Origin of the sequence: Idiomarina sp. 017G (genome assembly GCF_004362265.1) — a bacterium.
GTDB lineage: Bacteria > Pseudomonadota > Gammaproteobacteria > Enterobacterales > Alteromonadaceae > Idiomarina > Idiomarina loihiensis.
Genome location: NZ_SNWT01000001.1, coordinates 961,369 through 975,784 on the forward strand (window position 1 = coordinate 961,369; position 14,416 = coordinate 975,784).

The following is a 14,416-nucleotide window of genomic DNA, read 5'->3' on the forward strand; positions in this document are numbered from 1 at the left end:
TATGTTTCAGCGCATTATTCAGTTTGCTGTCGCTAATCGCCTGTTATTGGTATTGGCTTTATTCAGCATCAGCATTGCGTCATTTTTTGTTATTCCCAAACTTAATCTGGATGCCTTCCCCGATGTTACCAACGTTCAGGTAACGGTAAATACGGAGGCCCCCGGGTTAGCAGCGACCGAAGTCGAGCAGCTGATTACCTATCCGATAGAGTCGGTGATGTATGCTCTGCCCGACGTCAAAGAGGTTCGGTCAATCTCAAAAACAGGTTTATCGGGCATTACAGTGGTGTTTGACGAGAGTGTCGATATCTACTTTGCCCGGCAACTGGTGTTTGAACGACTGCAGGCGGCAAAGGAGTTGATACCCGAAGGCGTAGGTACACCCGAAATGGGTCCTAACTCCTCCGGCCTAGGCCAGGTTTATCAGTATCTGCTACTTGCCGAACCGGGCTCCGGTGTCAGCAGTATGGAGTTACGCAGTCTAAACGACTATGTGGTTAAACTGCTACTAATGCCCGTTGAGGGAATTACCGAAGTCTTGTCCTTTGGCGGCGAAGTTAAGCAATATCAGGTTAACCTCAATCCCGCTAAGCTGTTGTCTTACGACCTTACCCAGCAAGACGTAATGGGCGCGGTCAACAAGAATAACGGTAACGTTGGTGGTTGGTATATGCCCCGCGGTCAGGAGCAGTTGGTTATTCGCGGCACCGGTTGGTTGGATAGCGGTAAAAAAGGCCTGCAACAAATACGACAAATACCGCTCAAAACCGTTGACGGCGTTTCCGTAACACTGGGCCAGGTTGCCGACGTCGAAATCGGTAGTGAAATTCGCCAGGGGGCGGTCTCAATGTCGCGTAAAGTCGACGGCGAGGTCAACCAGCTGGGCGAAGTGGTATCGGGTATTGTGCTCAAACGCATGGGCTCGAATACCAAAGCCACTATCGACGGTATTAAAAAGCGCATTCCGCTTATTCAGCAAGCATTACCCGAGGGTGTCACCTTTGAGCCGTATTATGATCAGGCCGATTTAATACAAAAAGCCGTATCTACGGTCGCGTATTCACTGCTCATTGCCTTTGTCTTTATTATCGCAGTATTAGCACTGTTTTTGCTCAACATACGCGCTACTTTTTTAGTGTTACTGTCCATTCCCGTTTCTATCGCCATTGCCCTGATGGTAATGTCCGCGATGGGCATGTCAGCTAACCTGATGTCGCTGGGCGGGATTGCTGTTGCCATTGGTATGCTGGTCGACGGCTCCGTGGTGATGGTTGAAAACATCTTTAAGCACTTAAGTCGTCCGGATAGTGAACACCAAGACGACGCCGAGCAACGCACAGAGCACCGCGACCCAGATCCTCAGGCAGCCAAACTCGATAGCCATGGTATCAAGCTGCGAGTTAAGGAAGCGGCGAACGAAGTGGCACGACCGGTATTCTTTGCCGCCATGATTATCTTGGTGGTCTTTATGCCACTGTTTAGTTTTCAGGGTGTTGAAGCTAAATTATTTGAGCCCATGGCTATCAGTATTATGTTGGCCATTATCTCCGCGGTTTTTGTGGCCATCATGGTTGTACCGGCATTAGCCAGTTACTTTTTCAGTCGGGGTATTAAGCCTCGTGAAAATAAACTGCTTAAACCACTAGATAATGGTTATAAAAGACTATTATCGGTGGCGTTACGCAGTAAAAAGGCTGTTATTACCCTGGCCGGTGTGCTGTTTGTCGGCGCTTTGGTGTTAGTGCCTCGTCTCGGCACAGAATTTGCGCCCGAATTGGAAGAAGGCACGATTAATATTCGCGTGACATTAGCCCCCTCCTCTAACCTTGAAACGGCCTTAGAGGTGGCTCCGAAGCTTGAAAAAATCCTGATGTCGTTCCCGGAAACCACCTACGCACTCAGCCGCATTGGACGAGCTGAAGTGGGCGGTGATCCAGAGCCTATCAGCAACATCGAGATATATGTGGGCCTTAAGCCGCAATCCGAATGGACAACGGCATCCGATCGCTACGCCTTACAAGAAAAAATGGAGGCAAAACTAGATGCTCACCCAGGCTTGTTGTTTAATTTTTCACAACCTATTGCAACACGGGTTGATGAACTGCTCTCAGGTGTAAAATCGCAGCTAGCCATCAAACTATTTGGACCCGAGCTTGACGTGTTGGCCCGTAAAGGCCAGGAAATAGAAGGTGCCGTCAAGCAAGTTGACGGGGCGGTTGCTGTAGCGATGGAGCAAATAAAAGGTGAAGCACAACTCGTGGTTTCGCCGAAACGCCAGCAACTCTCACGCTACGGCTTAAATGTCACCGATGTACTGAGCGTTGTCGACAATGGCTTGGGTGGCGCTTCGGCAGGCCAGATCATTCGCGGTAATGAGCGCTATGATATTTACGTGCGGCTGGCCAAGCAATTCCGCGATACGCCGGAGTCTATTCGTTCGTTACGCCTGTTAACTCCCTCAGGGGCCTGGGTAACCTTAGGCGAAGTCGCCCACGTCGCAATTGAATCAGGACCACCGCAAATCCGTCGTGATGACGTACAGCGTCGCGTTGTGATTCAATCGAACGTTCAGGGTCGTGACATGGGTAGCGTGGTTGCCGATATTAGGAAGGCGATTGACGAGAAGGTGGATTTACCAACCGGTTACTCAGTCGACATTGGTGGCCAGTTCGAAAGTCAACAACGAGCACAGGAGCGCTTGTCCATTGTCGTTCCCATATCGCTGGCACTCATCGCCCTGCTGCTTTATTTTGCTTTCGGCACCATGGGTCAAGCCATGTTGATTTTGGTGAATGTACCATTGGCAGTCATCGGCGGTATTGTGGCACTCTATGTGTCAGGACAGTACTTATCGGTGCCCAGCGCCGTGGGTTTCATCACACTGTTTGGTGTGGCGGTACTAAACGGTGTGGTTCTGGTCGAGAGTATTAACCAGAGAATAACCGATGGGCATGCGGTTAATGATGCCGTGTTTGATGGCGCGTGGTCGCGACTACGCCCAGTATTGATGACTGCAATAACCTCAGCGTTAGGACTCATTCCCATGCTGTTTGCAACCGGTGCAGGGGCTGAAATTCAACGCCCACTGGCTACCGTCATTGTTGGTGGTTTGGTATCAGCTACTCTGCTGACATTGGTTATCTTACCCGTGCTCTATCCTTGGTTTTCGAAACAAAAAATTAAGGATTTAAGCCGTTAGGGTTCAATAGCATTTAAGGGGGCGGTTATTGTCGCCCCCTTTTATTAAAAGAGGAACGTATTATGGGACATCACCATAACCATGATCACTCAAAGGACATGCCGTCCAACCGATTAGGTTGGGCATTTCTGCTTAACTTTGTTTTTACCATTATTGAGTTCATTGGTGGTTTTCTTACCAACAGTACCGCCATTTTAGCTGATGCCGTTCATGATCTTGGCGATAGCCTGTCGTTAGGTCTCGCGTGGATACTAAATAAACTTGGCAAAAAACAGGCTAACCAACACTTTACCTACGGTTATAAGAGACTGAATCTTGCCGGTGCATTTATTAATGCCGTTGTGTTAATCGCAGGCTCTGCCTGGGTACTTGTGGAAGCAATTCCCAGACTCTGGAACCCTCTGATGCCCGTCGCTGATGGCATGATTGCTTTAGCCGTCGTTGGCATTACAGTTAATGGATTTGCTGCTTACAAATTGTCAGAGGGCAAAACGTTAAACGAACGCGTTATTAACTGGCACTTGCTGGAGGATGTTCTCGGCTGGGTCGCTGTACTTATCGTTGGTATTGTTTTGCTGTTTGTGGATTGGCCAATTCTCGATCCGCTACTGTCGATTGGTTTTACTCTATTTATTTTAGTGAATGTGCTGCGCAACCTGTGGGCAACGCTGAAACTCTTCATACAAGCAACTCCGGACAAAGAAACCTACAGACAAGTCGCTGACACTTTACTGGAGCTACCTCATGTTGCTGACCTACACCATCTGCATTTTTGGTCACTAGATGGCGAGGAGCATGTATTAACCGTTCATTTGGTGTTAACTGAAAATCTTGATATCGAGGCCCGTAGCAATTTAAAACAGCGCATCGATGACGTCCTTGCGCCCTATGCTTTAAGCCATACAACGGTAGAACTAGAAGATCCTGATGAAGCGTGTAGGGACAACTGATAATGAGTGCATTATTTTTATTGAAAACGCTCGGGTTATTTATTGCAACCGCAATTGCCGAAATTGTCGGTTGCTATTTACCCTACCTATGGCTCAAAGAGGGCCATTCCGTTTGGTTGCTCATTCCGGCAGCAATAAGCTTAGCTTTATTTGCTTACTTATTAACACTTCATCCAGCGGAAAGCGGGCGGGTCTACGCAGCTTATGGTGGTATTTACGTGTTAACTGCCATAGTCTGGCTGCGAATTGTCGATAAATCGCCACTATCCAATTTCGACCTGATTGGCACGACGTTTGTGCTAACCGGTATGGGGATTCTTGTGTATGGCTGGCGTTAGCTATAAAGCAATTCAGTTAAAGAACTCCACTCAAAAGTTTTACACAGACTAGCGCACCTTATGTTTGTCCGTCGTAGCGTCCTCAAACCCATCATTAAGCGACGCCATCAGTGGACAATAGACATCTCCGTGTCCGGCGCTGCATTTTTGCACCAACTCATTCAGCGCTTGTTCAATTTGCTGTAAGTGCGATATCTTTCGACGAACACTGATGAGCTTTTGCTCTCCAAGCTCCCGTGCTTCATCGCAATGAGCGCCATCTTGCAGAGTTAATAGCTCACCAATTTCATCCAGACTAAATCCAAGCCATTGAGACGCGCGAATAAAATGAAGCCGAGCAAGCGCTTGTTCGTCGTAATGTCGAATTCCCCCATACGGCTTCTCCGGCTCGCTCATTAGCCCTCGGCGCTGATAATAGCGCACCGTTTCCACGCCCACGCCGGCTGTTTTGGCCAGCGTGCCAATTGTCATTACGTTGCGTTTTTTTAACATAGCTATTGCTTCCGTAGTGAGGTACGGGCCTAAGATTAACACATTAAAGCAAAATGCCCGAAGGAGTTACTATTATGTCAAATTCAAAATCTGGTCGGGGCTCTCTTCTCGCAGGAGGGATCGCAGCGACTCTGGCATCTGCGTGTTGTCTGGGTCCCCTCATATTACTTGCACTCGGTGTATCCGGGGCCTGGATTGGGAGCCTCACAGCACTTGAGCCTTATCGACCCATTTTTATTGCCATTGCATTGATTGCCATATTCTTTGCCTGGCGTCGAATATACCGGCGTGCTGATGACTGCAACCCTGATGACACCTGCGCAACGCCAAATGCTCGTAAGAGCTACAAAGTGATGTTTTGGCTCGTTGCGGTACTTACTTTAACAGCACTGGCTTACCCCTATGTTGTTCCTTTCTTTTACTAGGAGGCAATACACAATGAAAAAAGCAATGATAACAACCATTTTATTTTTACTGTTTAGTATGCCCGCATTGGCGGCTGAGAAAACCGTCACGCTATCAGTACACGGTATGACATGCGTCACCTGCCCAATTACTGTCAAAGCTGCACTCGGTGAAGTCGCAGGTGTGAGCGCCGTCGATGTCCGTTTTGAAGAGCGGGATGCAACAGTGACATTCGACGACGAAAAAACGTCAGTTAAGGAGCTTACTGAAGCAACGACAAATGCAGGATACCCATCAACACTGAAAGCAACGGCGGCAAAAAATCAGTCATGAAACATCACAATACCTTATAGCTACTGTAAAACTGAAAGACCAAGGAGTAACCGTTATGAGTAGTAACAATTTACACATTGCTGTCATTGGTAGCGGCGGCAGTGCGATGGCTGCGGCACTCAAAGCGACTGAAGGAGGTGCCCGAGTGACGCTCATTGAGAGAGGTACTATTGGCGGAACTTGTGTCAATATTGGCTGTGTCCCGTCTAAAATCATGATCCGAGCGGCTCATATCGCCCAACTGCGGCGAGAAAGCCCTTTTGATAAAGGCTTAAGTACTCATACTCTTAAGGTAAATCGATCAACTCTCCTCGAGCAACAACAGGCTCGGATAGAAGAACTCCGTGAATCCAAATACCAGAGTATTCTTAGAGAGAATTCCGCCATTACCGTTATTAACGGCGAAGCCCGCTTTATAGACGATGAAACTCTTTCCGTATCACTTTGCGATGGCGGTGAGCAAACGGTTCACTTTGACCGTGCTTTTATCGGCACCGGGGCCCGACCCGCACAACCACCCATCCCCGGCTTAGCTGAAACCCCTTACCTTACTTCGACAAGCGCATTAGAGCTAAATGACATTCCTAAGAGCCTCCTTATTATTGGAGCCTCGGTCGTTGCTCTTGAGTTAGCACAAGCCTTCGCGCGTCTCGGTAGTGACGTTACTGTTTTGGCCCGCAGTCGAGTGTTATCCCAAGACGAGCCTGCCATTGGTGAAGCAATAGCGACTGTTTTTGATCGCGAAGGCATCAATGTGCTTGAGCATACAGAAGCCAGCGAAGTGCGTTACGACGGACAACACTTCATTCTCAAAACCAATGCCGGAACATTAAAAGCAGAACAACTGCTCGTGGCCACAGGCCGTACGCCCAATACGGAAAACCTCGATTTAAAAACCATCGGTGTACAAACTGAACGCGGTGCAATAACGATTAACGATCGCATGCAAACCTCTAACTCAAGAGTATATGCGGCAGGCGACTGTACGAATCAGCCGAAGTTTGTCTATGTCGCCGCCGCAGGCGGCAGCCGAGCCGCTATTAACATGACGGGCGGTGATGCGCATCTTGATCTCAGTGCCATGCCCGAGGTTATCTTTACTGATCCACAAGTCGCCACGGTGGGTTTATCAGAAGCTGATGCTAAAACTGGTGGTTACGTCACCGAAAGCCGCACGTTGGGCCTTGAAAATGTCCCACGGGCATTGGTTAACTTCGATACCCAAGGGTTTATAAAAATTCTCGCAGAAAGTGGCAGCGGCCGGCTGCTCGGTGTTCAAGTCGTCGCAGGAGAAGCTGGTGAGTTGATTCAAGCTGCTGTAATGGCGATAAGAGCAGGAATGACAGTCAATGAGTTGGCTGATGAGCTCTTCCCATACCTTACGATGGTAGAAGGCTTAAAGTTATGTGCTCAAACATTCACTAAAGATGTTAAGCAATTATCTTGCTGCGCTGGATGAGACAATTGATAGGGAGAAGACAAGACCAACGGCAGATCAATAAGCAGTAAAAGTACGCTTGAGAAGGGTTCGCAACTACGAGCTGCTGGCTCCTACCAAGAGCAGTAGTACATTTATAAAACAAAAGATACGGGTTCATTGCATGCAATACATCGTGAAACATTGAGAATTTTCAGACTGTTCGCGAGCAAGTACCGTCAGTAAGGCTCGGGCACCTAAATTTGTACCATTGACGACGGTATTATGCACATTGATGATCTATTTATTAAAGAAGCACACCGCCAATACGGAATTGATAATGACCTGGTAGAGACACTGCTAAATTTAGTGGATTTGAGAGGGATGGTAAGCCGAGATTTGTACAGAAATCGCCAAATTAGAGCTAACGACTTGGTAACTTAAACATTATTCTTGAAGTAAAGTTTAAATCATCAGGATCCGAACAACTCAACCTGACGGCAACTATTTCTTATCGCCTAACTTATGAATTTAACTTAGCTTCCAAAACTGTGCTTTTTGGAAGCTCTATTTGTACTGCAAATCCGGTTGGATGAATATTGTTGAATGATATTTTTCCATCGTGCAATTGTATTATCTTCGAGGTAATGGATAAACCAAGACCAGAGCCGTCGATTCCACTATGCCCTTGAAACCGATAAAACCGCTCTCCCATTCGCTGAAGCATTTCTGTGGGTACTCCGGTGCCTTGATCCATTATTTTGATAGTAATGCTTTCTGATGTTTCAACTGCATTTATTTGTATCTTGGAATCTGCGGGTGAAAATTTCATGGCGTTGGATAGAAGATTGGTCAACGCGCTTATTATCAAAGTTTCATTGCAGGCTATCTTGATTGTGGGAGCGTCGATTTGCCATTGATAATTCTCGACCGTGTTTGTGGGGAGAGCGTTGATGGCTGCAGAAACAAGCGTTTTGAGTTCAATCTCGGAGAAATCAGTAGACTTATCCAAACTATCCAGTCGATTTAAGCGCAAGAGTTGATTAACTAAATGCGACATGCGCTCTACGGTACTAAAAATGGCTTTACCGGACTGTTTGGAATCCTCCAGCGATTCAGCGTGAATAATATTTTCCGCATGTACTTGAATTGCGCTTAACGGTGTTCGTAACTCATGTGACGCATCAGCAATAAAACGCTTTTCCCTCTCTGAAAACATCTTAATTTGATGTAATAATTTATTAATTGCCTGCTTTATCGGGATCAACTCTTTGGGCAGTTCTGACTCAATTGGTGACAGGTTGTTTAACGCTCTGGCTCTTAAATGAATGGCGAATCGATTAACCGGTTTCAGTACAAGATAAACAATAAAGAGTATTATTAAGCTTATCGGTACCCACATCAATAGTAGCGGGTACAGCTGTTCTGTAGCCAAGTAACCACTGAGCTCACTGCGTACATCCTCCCGTTGAAAGGTACGCACCCAAATGCCCTTAGATTTCGAAAAATAACTAAAGATAAACCATGTCTGCGCATCATTTTCTAACGTATGGTAGCCTGCGTCTAAATTTTTCAGCGGCAGTATCTTCAACTGATTAGTTAAGGCCAGCAATTTACCTTCAGAGTTGTATATGTGATAGCCGATTTTAGATTCGTACTTATGGCCGCTAGGGCCTCTCTCATTAGCGGACTCATCTTCACCGGTATCATTGTAGTTTGATATTGGGATCCTTTTAGGTACAGACTGAGTTTCCGAAGAGGGTGTATAAAATGCTGCCAGCGACTTTGCGGTTTGTGCGAGTTGCGCATCAAAAACTTCATCTAACTCGTGCAGAATATCCCGATAGCTAGCCCAGGCTGTGAACGCTAATACAGCAACTACAGCTAAGTTAATGCCAATAACCAATGAGCGGCGAAGCGACCAGAATTTCATGATGACTCATCTTTTAACAGATAGCCTAAACCTCGGATGGTGGTTATCAGGCTAGGGTTCAGTTTTTTTCGTAAATGGTGAATATGGACCTCTAACGAATTGCTTTCGTTATCGCTATCCCAGCCATAACATGCAGTTTCTAACTGCTCTTTACTCACTATCTTTCCGACATGCAACGCGAGTTGTTTGAGTAATATCCATTCTAACCGGGTTAAATTAATTAGTTTGCGCTGAAAGCGACATTGTTGTGATGCAATATCAACGCTCAGATCGCCGCAATTTATAACATCATTGAGTTGGAGGTTTGCTTTTCGCACCTGAACCCGAACACGGGCTTCTAACTCACGTAACTCAAACGGCTTTACTACGTAATCATTGGCGCCCTCATTCAGTGCCAGCACCTTCGTATCAACATCATCCCAGGCGGTGAGTACGACAATAGGAACGGGTTGCCCTGCCTTTCTCAGTTTTTTGATCAAGGATACGGCATTGCCATCAGGCAGGCCAAGATCAAAAATTGCCAGTTCGAATTGGTCAGTTTTAAGGGCACTTTCCGCTTGCGACAGATTCATAGCGAGTTCGACCATATAACCCATACGATTCAGACCCTTAATGATACCTTCTGCCAAGGTTTTGTCATCTTCAAGGAGTAGTAGACGCATTTACATATCTCTCGTTAAACGGGTTAAATCAAGGCTTGCATTATAAAGTGACGTTTCTACATTAAAGTAACCTAATACAGTATGCGAGAAATTATCGTGATTAATATTGGCGTCTGTATTATTCCCCGTCATTTCAAATGTCTCTGAAGGCCAAACTATCCAAGGGATATGTCGTTGCTCCTCGGGCGCTAACCAATTTGGTAAACCATGCAGGTAGATACCGTTATCACCCAGGGACTCACCGTGGTCGGATACATACATCATACTGCTCTCCAGCTCTTTGTGGCTCCTCAATAACCTAATGGCCTGACTCACGAGCCGATCAGTTATCAATAAACTGTTGTCGTACGCATTAATAATTTCTTCTTTTGTGCAGTTTGTTAATTCCTCGCTTTTACACTCTGGTAAAAAATGTTTGAGTTTCTCTGGCGAGCGTTTGTAATATGCTGGCCCATGACTACCCATTTGGTGAAGCACAATAATCGAATCCTGAGTGATGTTTCGTAACCAGGAGCTCAAGTCATCAAGCATCTCAAAGTCGTAGCAGCCCGTTTCTCCGCACCGATCTTCATCCATCACAATGGTATGAATACGGTTACAGACGTCCTTGCACCCGGAGTTGTTTTCAATCCAGGTTGCTTTGATACCGGCATTTTCTAAAACATCTAATACGTTACTGGAATTTCTGGCGGCATTGGAATAAGTGTCAGCCGTTAAAAAACTGAACATACAGGGAACAGAAACAGCCGTAGCTGTGCCGCATGACATGGCAGCTTTGTAGCTCAAGATTGGTTCTGAAGTTGCTAACTGGGAAAGCATGGGTGTTGTCGGACGCTCATAACCATTCAGTGAAAAGTGATCTGCACGCGCTGTTTCGCCCAATATGACAACCATTACTTTTGGCTTTGCCGAAGTTTTAGTTTGCACCGCGTCCTGCCCCAAAGAGGTAAACTGAGCCGGCTTTTCTAGTTTTTGTCTTATGACTGAAACACTCGCCGAGATGACATTGAATGGGACGATCCGATATTTTACATCCCGATGGTTACGAAATAAGGAGGCAAAGTCGTCATAACTTGTATAAACAATACCGACCGCTAAAAAACAGAAGCAGGCTGCTGTAACAAGACTTTGTTTGATCTGTGTAAGTGTTCTTGCTTTGGGGATTTTTATGTACATCAGCAATAACGAAGGGATGATACCCAGTGCCATTAAGGTGATAAAAAAACTGGTAGAAAGTTGGTCTCCGGCCTCTGCTGGGTCGGTCTCCATGGTATTGATGAGCATGTCGGAGTCAATAACAATGCCGTATTCCAGCATATAAAATGAGGCCGGCGCAGCCACAATAATTAAAATAATCGCCAGTGGCTTGAACGCATTAATAAACCGGCTTAAGGCCAGCACAAAAGCATAAAAACAGAGTGTGAATACCATTAACTTAAACTGTGTGAATGACTGGACACCATAAGCCTCCAAAGCGTTTAATAAAGGCGCTGAGTAGGCAAAGGTTAACCAAGTTGCAACAACCATTAACAGTATTGAAAAATTAAGTGTCAGTCGTTTCATGATGCTCACCTATATGAAAAATAAGTAACGCGATGCTCCAGCAAATAAACGCTGTAGTGATATCGTCGACGAAGAAGTGGGCGCCACGCAGTTGTTGTGCAAAGCCGAGAGTGAAGCCAACAAAAAGTGAGAAAACAGCCGATGTATTAGCAAGGACGGGCTGACTTTTACGCCAGAAAAAATAAAGCCCGATCCAGGCAAAACCGATACTCGAATGCCCCGACGGAAAGCATCGTCCTGAGCTAAAGGGGCTGTCATTCAACGACCACAAACTGAAGTAAGGTTTGGTGCCGCCGTATACACGCAGATCCCAGGGACAGTCCATCCCCAGAGTCGCTTTAAGGTAATTAACCAAGCCAAAAGACAGTAAAATAGATAAGAGCAGCAGCACATAGCGACGCCGCTGAGCGTTATTTTTTCCCGGAAAAAACTGGAATAAGGTTAAGGCCAGTAGCGAAATGACAGCGATGAGATTGAGATTCCGAGCACCTTCATGAAAAATGGTTTCAGTAATGAAGTGGTGTTTAAGTGACCACTGCCCCCCTTCTAGCCGATAGAGTGCATTGGCAAATAGGAATTTGAGATCAAATAATTCTGCCGTTGTTAACACCGCAATAAAAATGACCAGAGTAATCAGCCAACGTTGGCTGGTTGTTGTCATCTTCAAAGCTGGCATAAGAGTGCTGCCCAAACGATGATGAACTGAATGATCGCAAGAAATACAGCGGCCGACGCGATATCTTTCGCTCGCGCGCTAAGCTCATGAAAGTCTGCGCCGATACGGTCGACTACAGCTTCTACAGCGGAATTAAGCAACTCAGTAATGAGTAAGCCGGACAGAGACAAAAACATTAACAACCGCTCTGCTAACGCCAACGGTGCCAGCACTAAAATAGGCGCTAATAAAATGAACAGTAACACTTCTTGCCGAAATGCGGCTTCAAAAAGCCATGCAGCTTTTAGCCCCTTTATGGAATACCGCGTTGCATGAAGTATTCGGATTACTCCTGTTTTGCCTGGTTTCATGATGAGTCCTGTCACGATAAAAAAATACATCCTAAACGACCAATATTAAGTTCAGCTTAAGGTTCCCCCTTTACTATCCATCGCATCACTAAAGCTACAAATGGATTGGATTCTTAATGTGGAATGTTTTGCTAAAAAAAGCGACGCGGTCTTTAGCGCACTATCAGACGCTGATTGTAGGATTTGCGCTTGGCTTAATCATTTTGAGTGTCAGCCGTCTGCTGCTGTTTATCTGGCAGTTTGATCGTGTAACGGAGGCGGCGAATATTGGCTATCTGATGGTGATGGGATTGAGGGCTGACGTTGTTCAAATGGGATATCTGACACTGCCATTATTGTTATTTGCGCCGTTATTTCTAAACCGATGGGGTTTGGGGCTATGGCAAAAACTTCAGAGCATCTGGTTGATTATCGCTATTACCTATATTGCGTTTATGGAGATATCAACGCCAGCTTTTGTTATGCAATACGATTTGCGACCTAACCGCTTGTTCATTGAATATTTAGAATATCCCAAAGAAGTGTTTAGTATGCTCTGGGCTGGTTTTAAACCCTGGTTATTTGTAAGCGGCGTGGTTGTGATTGGCTGTTTATATGGGTTAACTAAATTAGCGAAGCGCTTGAATACATCACCCCCCATCGATAACAAGAAGGTTGTCAGTTCTCTGGTTGTCTGGCCGTTGTTAGTGATCCTTGTCTTTGCTGGTGTCCGCTCAACTCTGGCGCACCGGCCGGCTAACCCAGCCTTTTTTGCAGTGACGTCTGATGCGCTTGTGAATAGTTTAGTTATTAGTTCAGCTTACTCTGTCGAATATGCAATTTATAATATGCGTCATGAGGCAAGCGCTGCCAGTGTGTATGGTAAGGTTCCCATCGATCAGATACTTAATACCGTGAAAAAACAACCTCACTTAGTTGAGAAAACTTTTCCGTCTGAAAAATACCCAACAGTGCATTTTAATCCCGCCTCCCGTAATTACAACAAACCCAAAAATATTGTTGTTATTTTGGAGGAGAGTCTGGGGGCTACTTTTGTTAAAGATTTAGGTGGGGTTGGTGTGACACCAAATCTTGAACAGTTACGACAGGAAGGTTGGTGGTTTAAGCAGTTGTACGCGACAGGAACTCGCTCGGTTCGCGGTATTGAGGCGGTCATCTCAAGCTTTTTACCAACGCCTGCAAGAAGCACCGTAAAACTCTCTTTATCGCAGCAAAACTTTTATACCGCGGCGGATTTGTTGTCGCGTAAAGGCTATTTTACCGAGTTTATTTACGGTGGTGAAACCCACTTCGACAATATGGGGAGCTTTTTTACCGGCAACGGATTTCAATCAATACTGGGGCAAGGTGACATTGTTAACCCACAATTTGTGGGCAGTTGGGGGGCTAGTGACGGCGATTTATTTAATACGGCGCATCAGCGATTTAAGGAACTGGAAAAAATCGGGCAACCTTTTTTTAGTTTAGTTTTTACATCGTCCAATCATGAGCCGTTTGAGTTTCCGGACAATGCAATTGAGCTCTATTCGAAGTCAAAGAATACGGTTGAAAATGCGGTTAAATACGCAGATTTCGCTCTGGGTGAATTCATTAAAAAGGCAAAAAGAAGTGAATATTGGGAGGACACGATTTTTCTAATTGTTGCAGACCATGATACGCGTGTCTACGGCAACGAATTAGTGCCCATTAATAAATTCCATATACCCGGGCTTATTTTGGGAGGGTCTATTAAACCCAGGAAAATAGATTCAATAGTCAGTCAAATTGATTTGTTACCGACTGTTATATCGCTTGCGGGTGTTTCTTCCTGGACTCCGTCAATAGGGCAGGATCTATCTGCAGAAAATGTACCGTTTGCCAATCGTGCGATGATGCAATTTGGTAATAACTATGCGTGGATGACTAACGACGCTGTGATCATTTTAACGCCAAGCGGAAGTATGGCTGGTTACTATGATTTCCATAAAAACAGTTTTGTCAGAAGCAGCAAAGTACATGACACATTGTATAACGACGCTTTAGCACACGCACTTTTACCTTCATGGCTTTACCAAAACCTTGCTTACTTTGTGCCGGAGGATCTAAATTAGCATATTCG

General features: G+C 45.8%; 13 protein-coding genes. 7 read left to right on the plus strand and 6 right to left on the minus strand.

All coding sequences use genetic code 11. From position 1 onward, the window contains the following. Nucleotide 1: 1 nt before the first annotated feature. From DEU30_RS04725 to DEU30_RS04735, 3 genes are all read left to right on the plus strand, one after another. Nucleotides 2–3,199, plus strand: coding sequence for a CusA/CzcA family heavy metal efflux RND transporter (locus DEU30_RS04725; protein ID WP_011234877.1), 3,198 nt, complete (start codon nt 2–4; stop codon nt 3,197–3,199). A 62-nt stretch (nt 3,200–3,261) separates the two neighbouring features. Continuing rightward, nucleotides 3,262–4,149 carry a cation diffusion facilitator family transporter gene (locus DEU30_RS04730; RefSeq protein WP_114981134.1) on the plus strand — a complete coding sequence of 296 codons (888 nt, stop codon included), beginning with the start codon at nt 3,262–3,264 and terminating at the stop codon, nt 4,147–4,149. A 2-nt stretch (nt 4,150–4,151) separates the two neighbouring features. Further along, a complete protein-coding gene (locus tag DEU30_RS04735) occupies nt 4,152–4,487 on the plus strand; it encodes a YnfA family protein (RefSeq protein WP_006956209.1) in 336 nt (111 codons plus the stop codon). A gap of 48 nt (nt 4,488–4,535) precedes the next feature. Here DEU30_RS04735 and merR read toward each other — a convergent pair whose 3' ends face one another. After that, the gene (gene merR, locus DEU30_RS04740) at nt 4,536–4,979 is read right to left on the minus strand and encodes an Hg(II)-responsive transcriptional regulator (protein ID WP_054490603.1); all 444 of its coding nucleotides are present in this window, start codon (nt 4,977–4,979) and stop codon (nt 4,536–4,538) included. 74 nt (nt 4,980–5,053) lie between these two features. Between merR and merT the strand changes: the two genes are divergently transcribed. The 3 genes from merT to merA are packed head-to-tail and all read left to right on the plus strand — an operon-like array spanning nt 5,054 to nt 7,176. Further along, nucleotides 5,054–5,404: a mercuric ion transporter MerT gene (merT, locus tag DEU30_RS04745; protein WP_105307079.1), complete on the plus strand. Its 351-nt coding sequence runs from the start codon at nt 5,054–5,056 to the stop codon at nt 5,402–5,404. 13 nt (nt 5,405–5,417) lie between these two features. Next, nucleotides 5,418–5,717 carry a mercury resistance system periplasmic binding protein MerP gene (gene merP, locus DEU30_RS04750; protein ID WP_114981132.1) on the plus strand — a complete coding sequence of 100 codons (300 nt, stop codon included), beginning with the start codon at nt 5,418–5,420 and terminating at the stop codon, nt 5,715–5,717. 55 nt (nt 5,718–5,772) lie between these two features. Further along, complete coding sequence (merA, locus tag DEU30_RS04755) at nt 5,773–7,176, plus strand: mercury(II) reductase (RefSeq protein ID WP_011234883.1); 1,404 nt, start codon at nt 5,773–5,775, stop codon at nt 7,174–7,176. 481 nt (nt 7,177–7,657) lie between these two features. On the opposite strand, the gene DEU30_RS04760 is transcribed toward merA, so the two are convergent. Genes DEU30_RS04760 through DEU30_RS04780 form a run of 5 tightly spaced genes read right to left on the minus strand, consistent with a single transcriptional unit; the run spans nt 7,658 to nt 12,318 of the window. Further along, nucleotides 7,658–9,067: an ATP-binding protein gene (locus DEU30_RS04760; RefSeq protein WP_114981130.1), complete on the minus strand. Its 1,410-nt coding sequence runs from the start codon at nt 9,065–9,067 to the stop codon at nt 7,658–7,660. Next, entirely contained in the window at nt 9,064–9,729 is a 666-nt protein-coding gene (locus DEU30_RS04765) for a response regulator (RefSeq protein WP_011234885.1), read from the minus strand. The genes DEU30_RS04760 and DEU30_RS04765 overlap by 4 nt, the downstream gene beginning before the upstream one ends. Then, nucleotides 9,730–11,292 (minus strand): phosphoethanolamine--lipid A transferase, encoded by a 1,563-nt coding sequence (locus DEU30_RS04770; RefSeq protein WP_114981129.1) that lies wholly within the window; start codon nt 11,290–11,292, stop codon nt 9,730–9,732. Continuing rightward, nucleotides 11,273–11,968, minus strand: coding sequence for a phosphatase PAP2 family protein (locus DEU30_RS04775; RefSeq protein WP_114981128.1), 696 nt, complete (start codon nt 11,966–11,968; stop codon nt 11,273–11,275). Before DEU30_RS04775 ends, DEU30_RS04770 begins: the two co-directional genes overlap by 20 nt. After that, nucleotides 11,956–12,318, minus strand: coding sequence for a diacylglycerol kinase (locus DEU30_RS04780; RefSeq protein ID WP_011234888.1), 363 nt, complete (start codon nt 12,316–12,318; stop codon nt 11,956–11,958). The genes DEU30_RS04775 and DEU30_RS04780 overlap by 13 nt, the downstream gene beginning before the upstream one ends. Nucleotides 12,319–12,434: 116 nt before the next feature. Between DEU30_RS04780 and DEU30_RS04785 the strand changes: the two genes are divergently transcribed. Continuing rightward, entirely contained in the window at nt 12,435–14,408 is a 1,974-nt protein-coding gene (locus tag DEU30_RS04785) for an LTA synthase family protein (protein WP_011234889.1), read from the plus strand. Nucleotides 14,409–14,416: the final 8 nt, after the last annotated feature.

Excerpts from the sequence above, each read along its gene's own strand:
- DEU30_RS04725 (WP_011234877.1), top strand. The coding sequence starts at position 2 with ATGTTTCAGCGCATTATTCAGTTTGCTGTCGCTAATCGCCTGTTATTG.
- DEU30_RS04730 (WP_114981134.1), top strand. The coding sequence starts at position 3,262 with ATGGGACATCACCATAACCATGATCACTCAAAGGACATGCCGTCCAAC.
- DEU30_RS04735 (WP_006956209.1), top strand. The coding sequence starts at position 4,152 with ATGAGTGCATTATTTTTATTGAAAACGCTCGGGTTATTTATTGCAACC.
- merR (WP_054490603.1), bottom strand. The coding sequence starts at position 4,979 with ATGTTAAAAAAACGCAACGTAATGACAATTGGCACGCTGGCCAAAACA.
- merT (WP_105307079.1), top strand. The coding sequence starts at position 5,054 with ATGTCAAATTCAAAATCTGGTCGGGGCTCTCTTCTCGCAGGAGGGATC.
- merP (WP_114981132.1), top strand. The coding sequence starts at position 5,418 with ATGAAAAAAGCAATGATAACAACCATTTTATTTTTACTGTTTAGTATG.
- merA (WP_011234883.1), top strand. The coding sequence starts at position 5,773 with ATGAGTAGTAACAATTTACACATTGCTGTCATTGGTAGCGGCGGCAGT.
- DEU30_RS04760 (WP_114981130.1), bottom strand. The coding sequence starts at position 9,067 with ATGAAATTCTGGTCGCTTCGCCGCTCATTGGTTATTGGCATTAACTTA.
- DEU30_RS04765 (WP_011234885.1), bottom strand. The coding sequence starts at position 9,729 with ATGCGTCTACTACTCCTTGAAGATGACAAAACCTTGGCAGAAGGTATC.
- DEU30_RS04770 (WP_114981129.1), bottom strand. The coding sequence starts at position 11,292 with ATGAAACGACTGACACTTAATTTTTCAATACTGTTAATGGTTGTTGCA.
- DEU30_RS04775 (WP_114981128.1), bottom strand. The coding sequence starts at position 11,968 with ATGCCAGCTTTGAAGATGACAACAACCAGCCAACGTTGGCTGATTACT.
- DEU30_RS04780 (WP_011234888.1), bottom strand. The coding sequence starts at position 12,318 with ATGAAACCAGGCAAAACAGGAGTAATCCGAATACTTCATGCAACGCGG.
- DEU30_RS04785 (WP_011234889.1), top strand. The coding sequence starts at position 12,435 with ATGTGGAATGTTTTGCTAAAAAAAGCGACGCGGTCTTTAGCGCACTAT.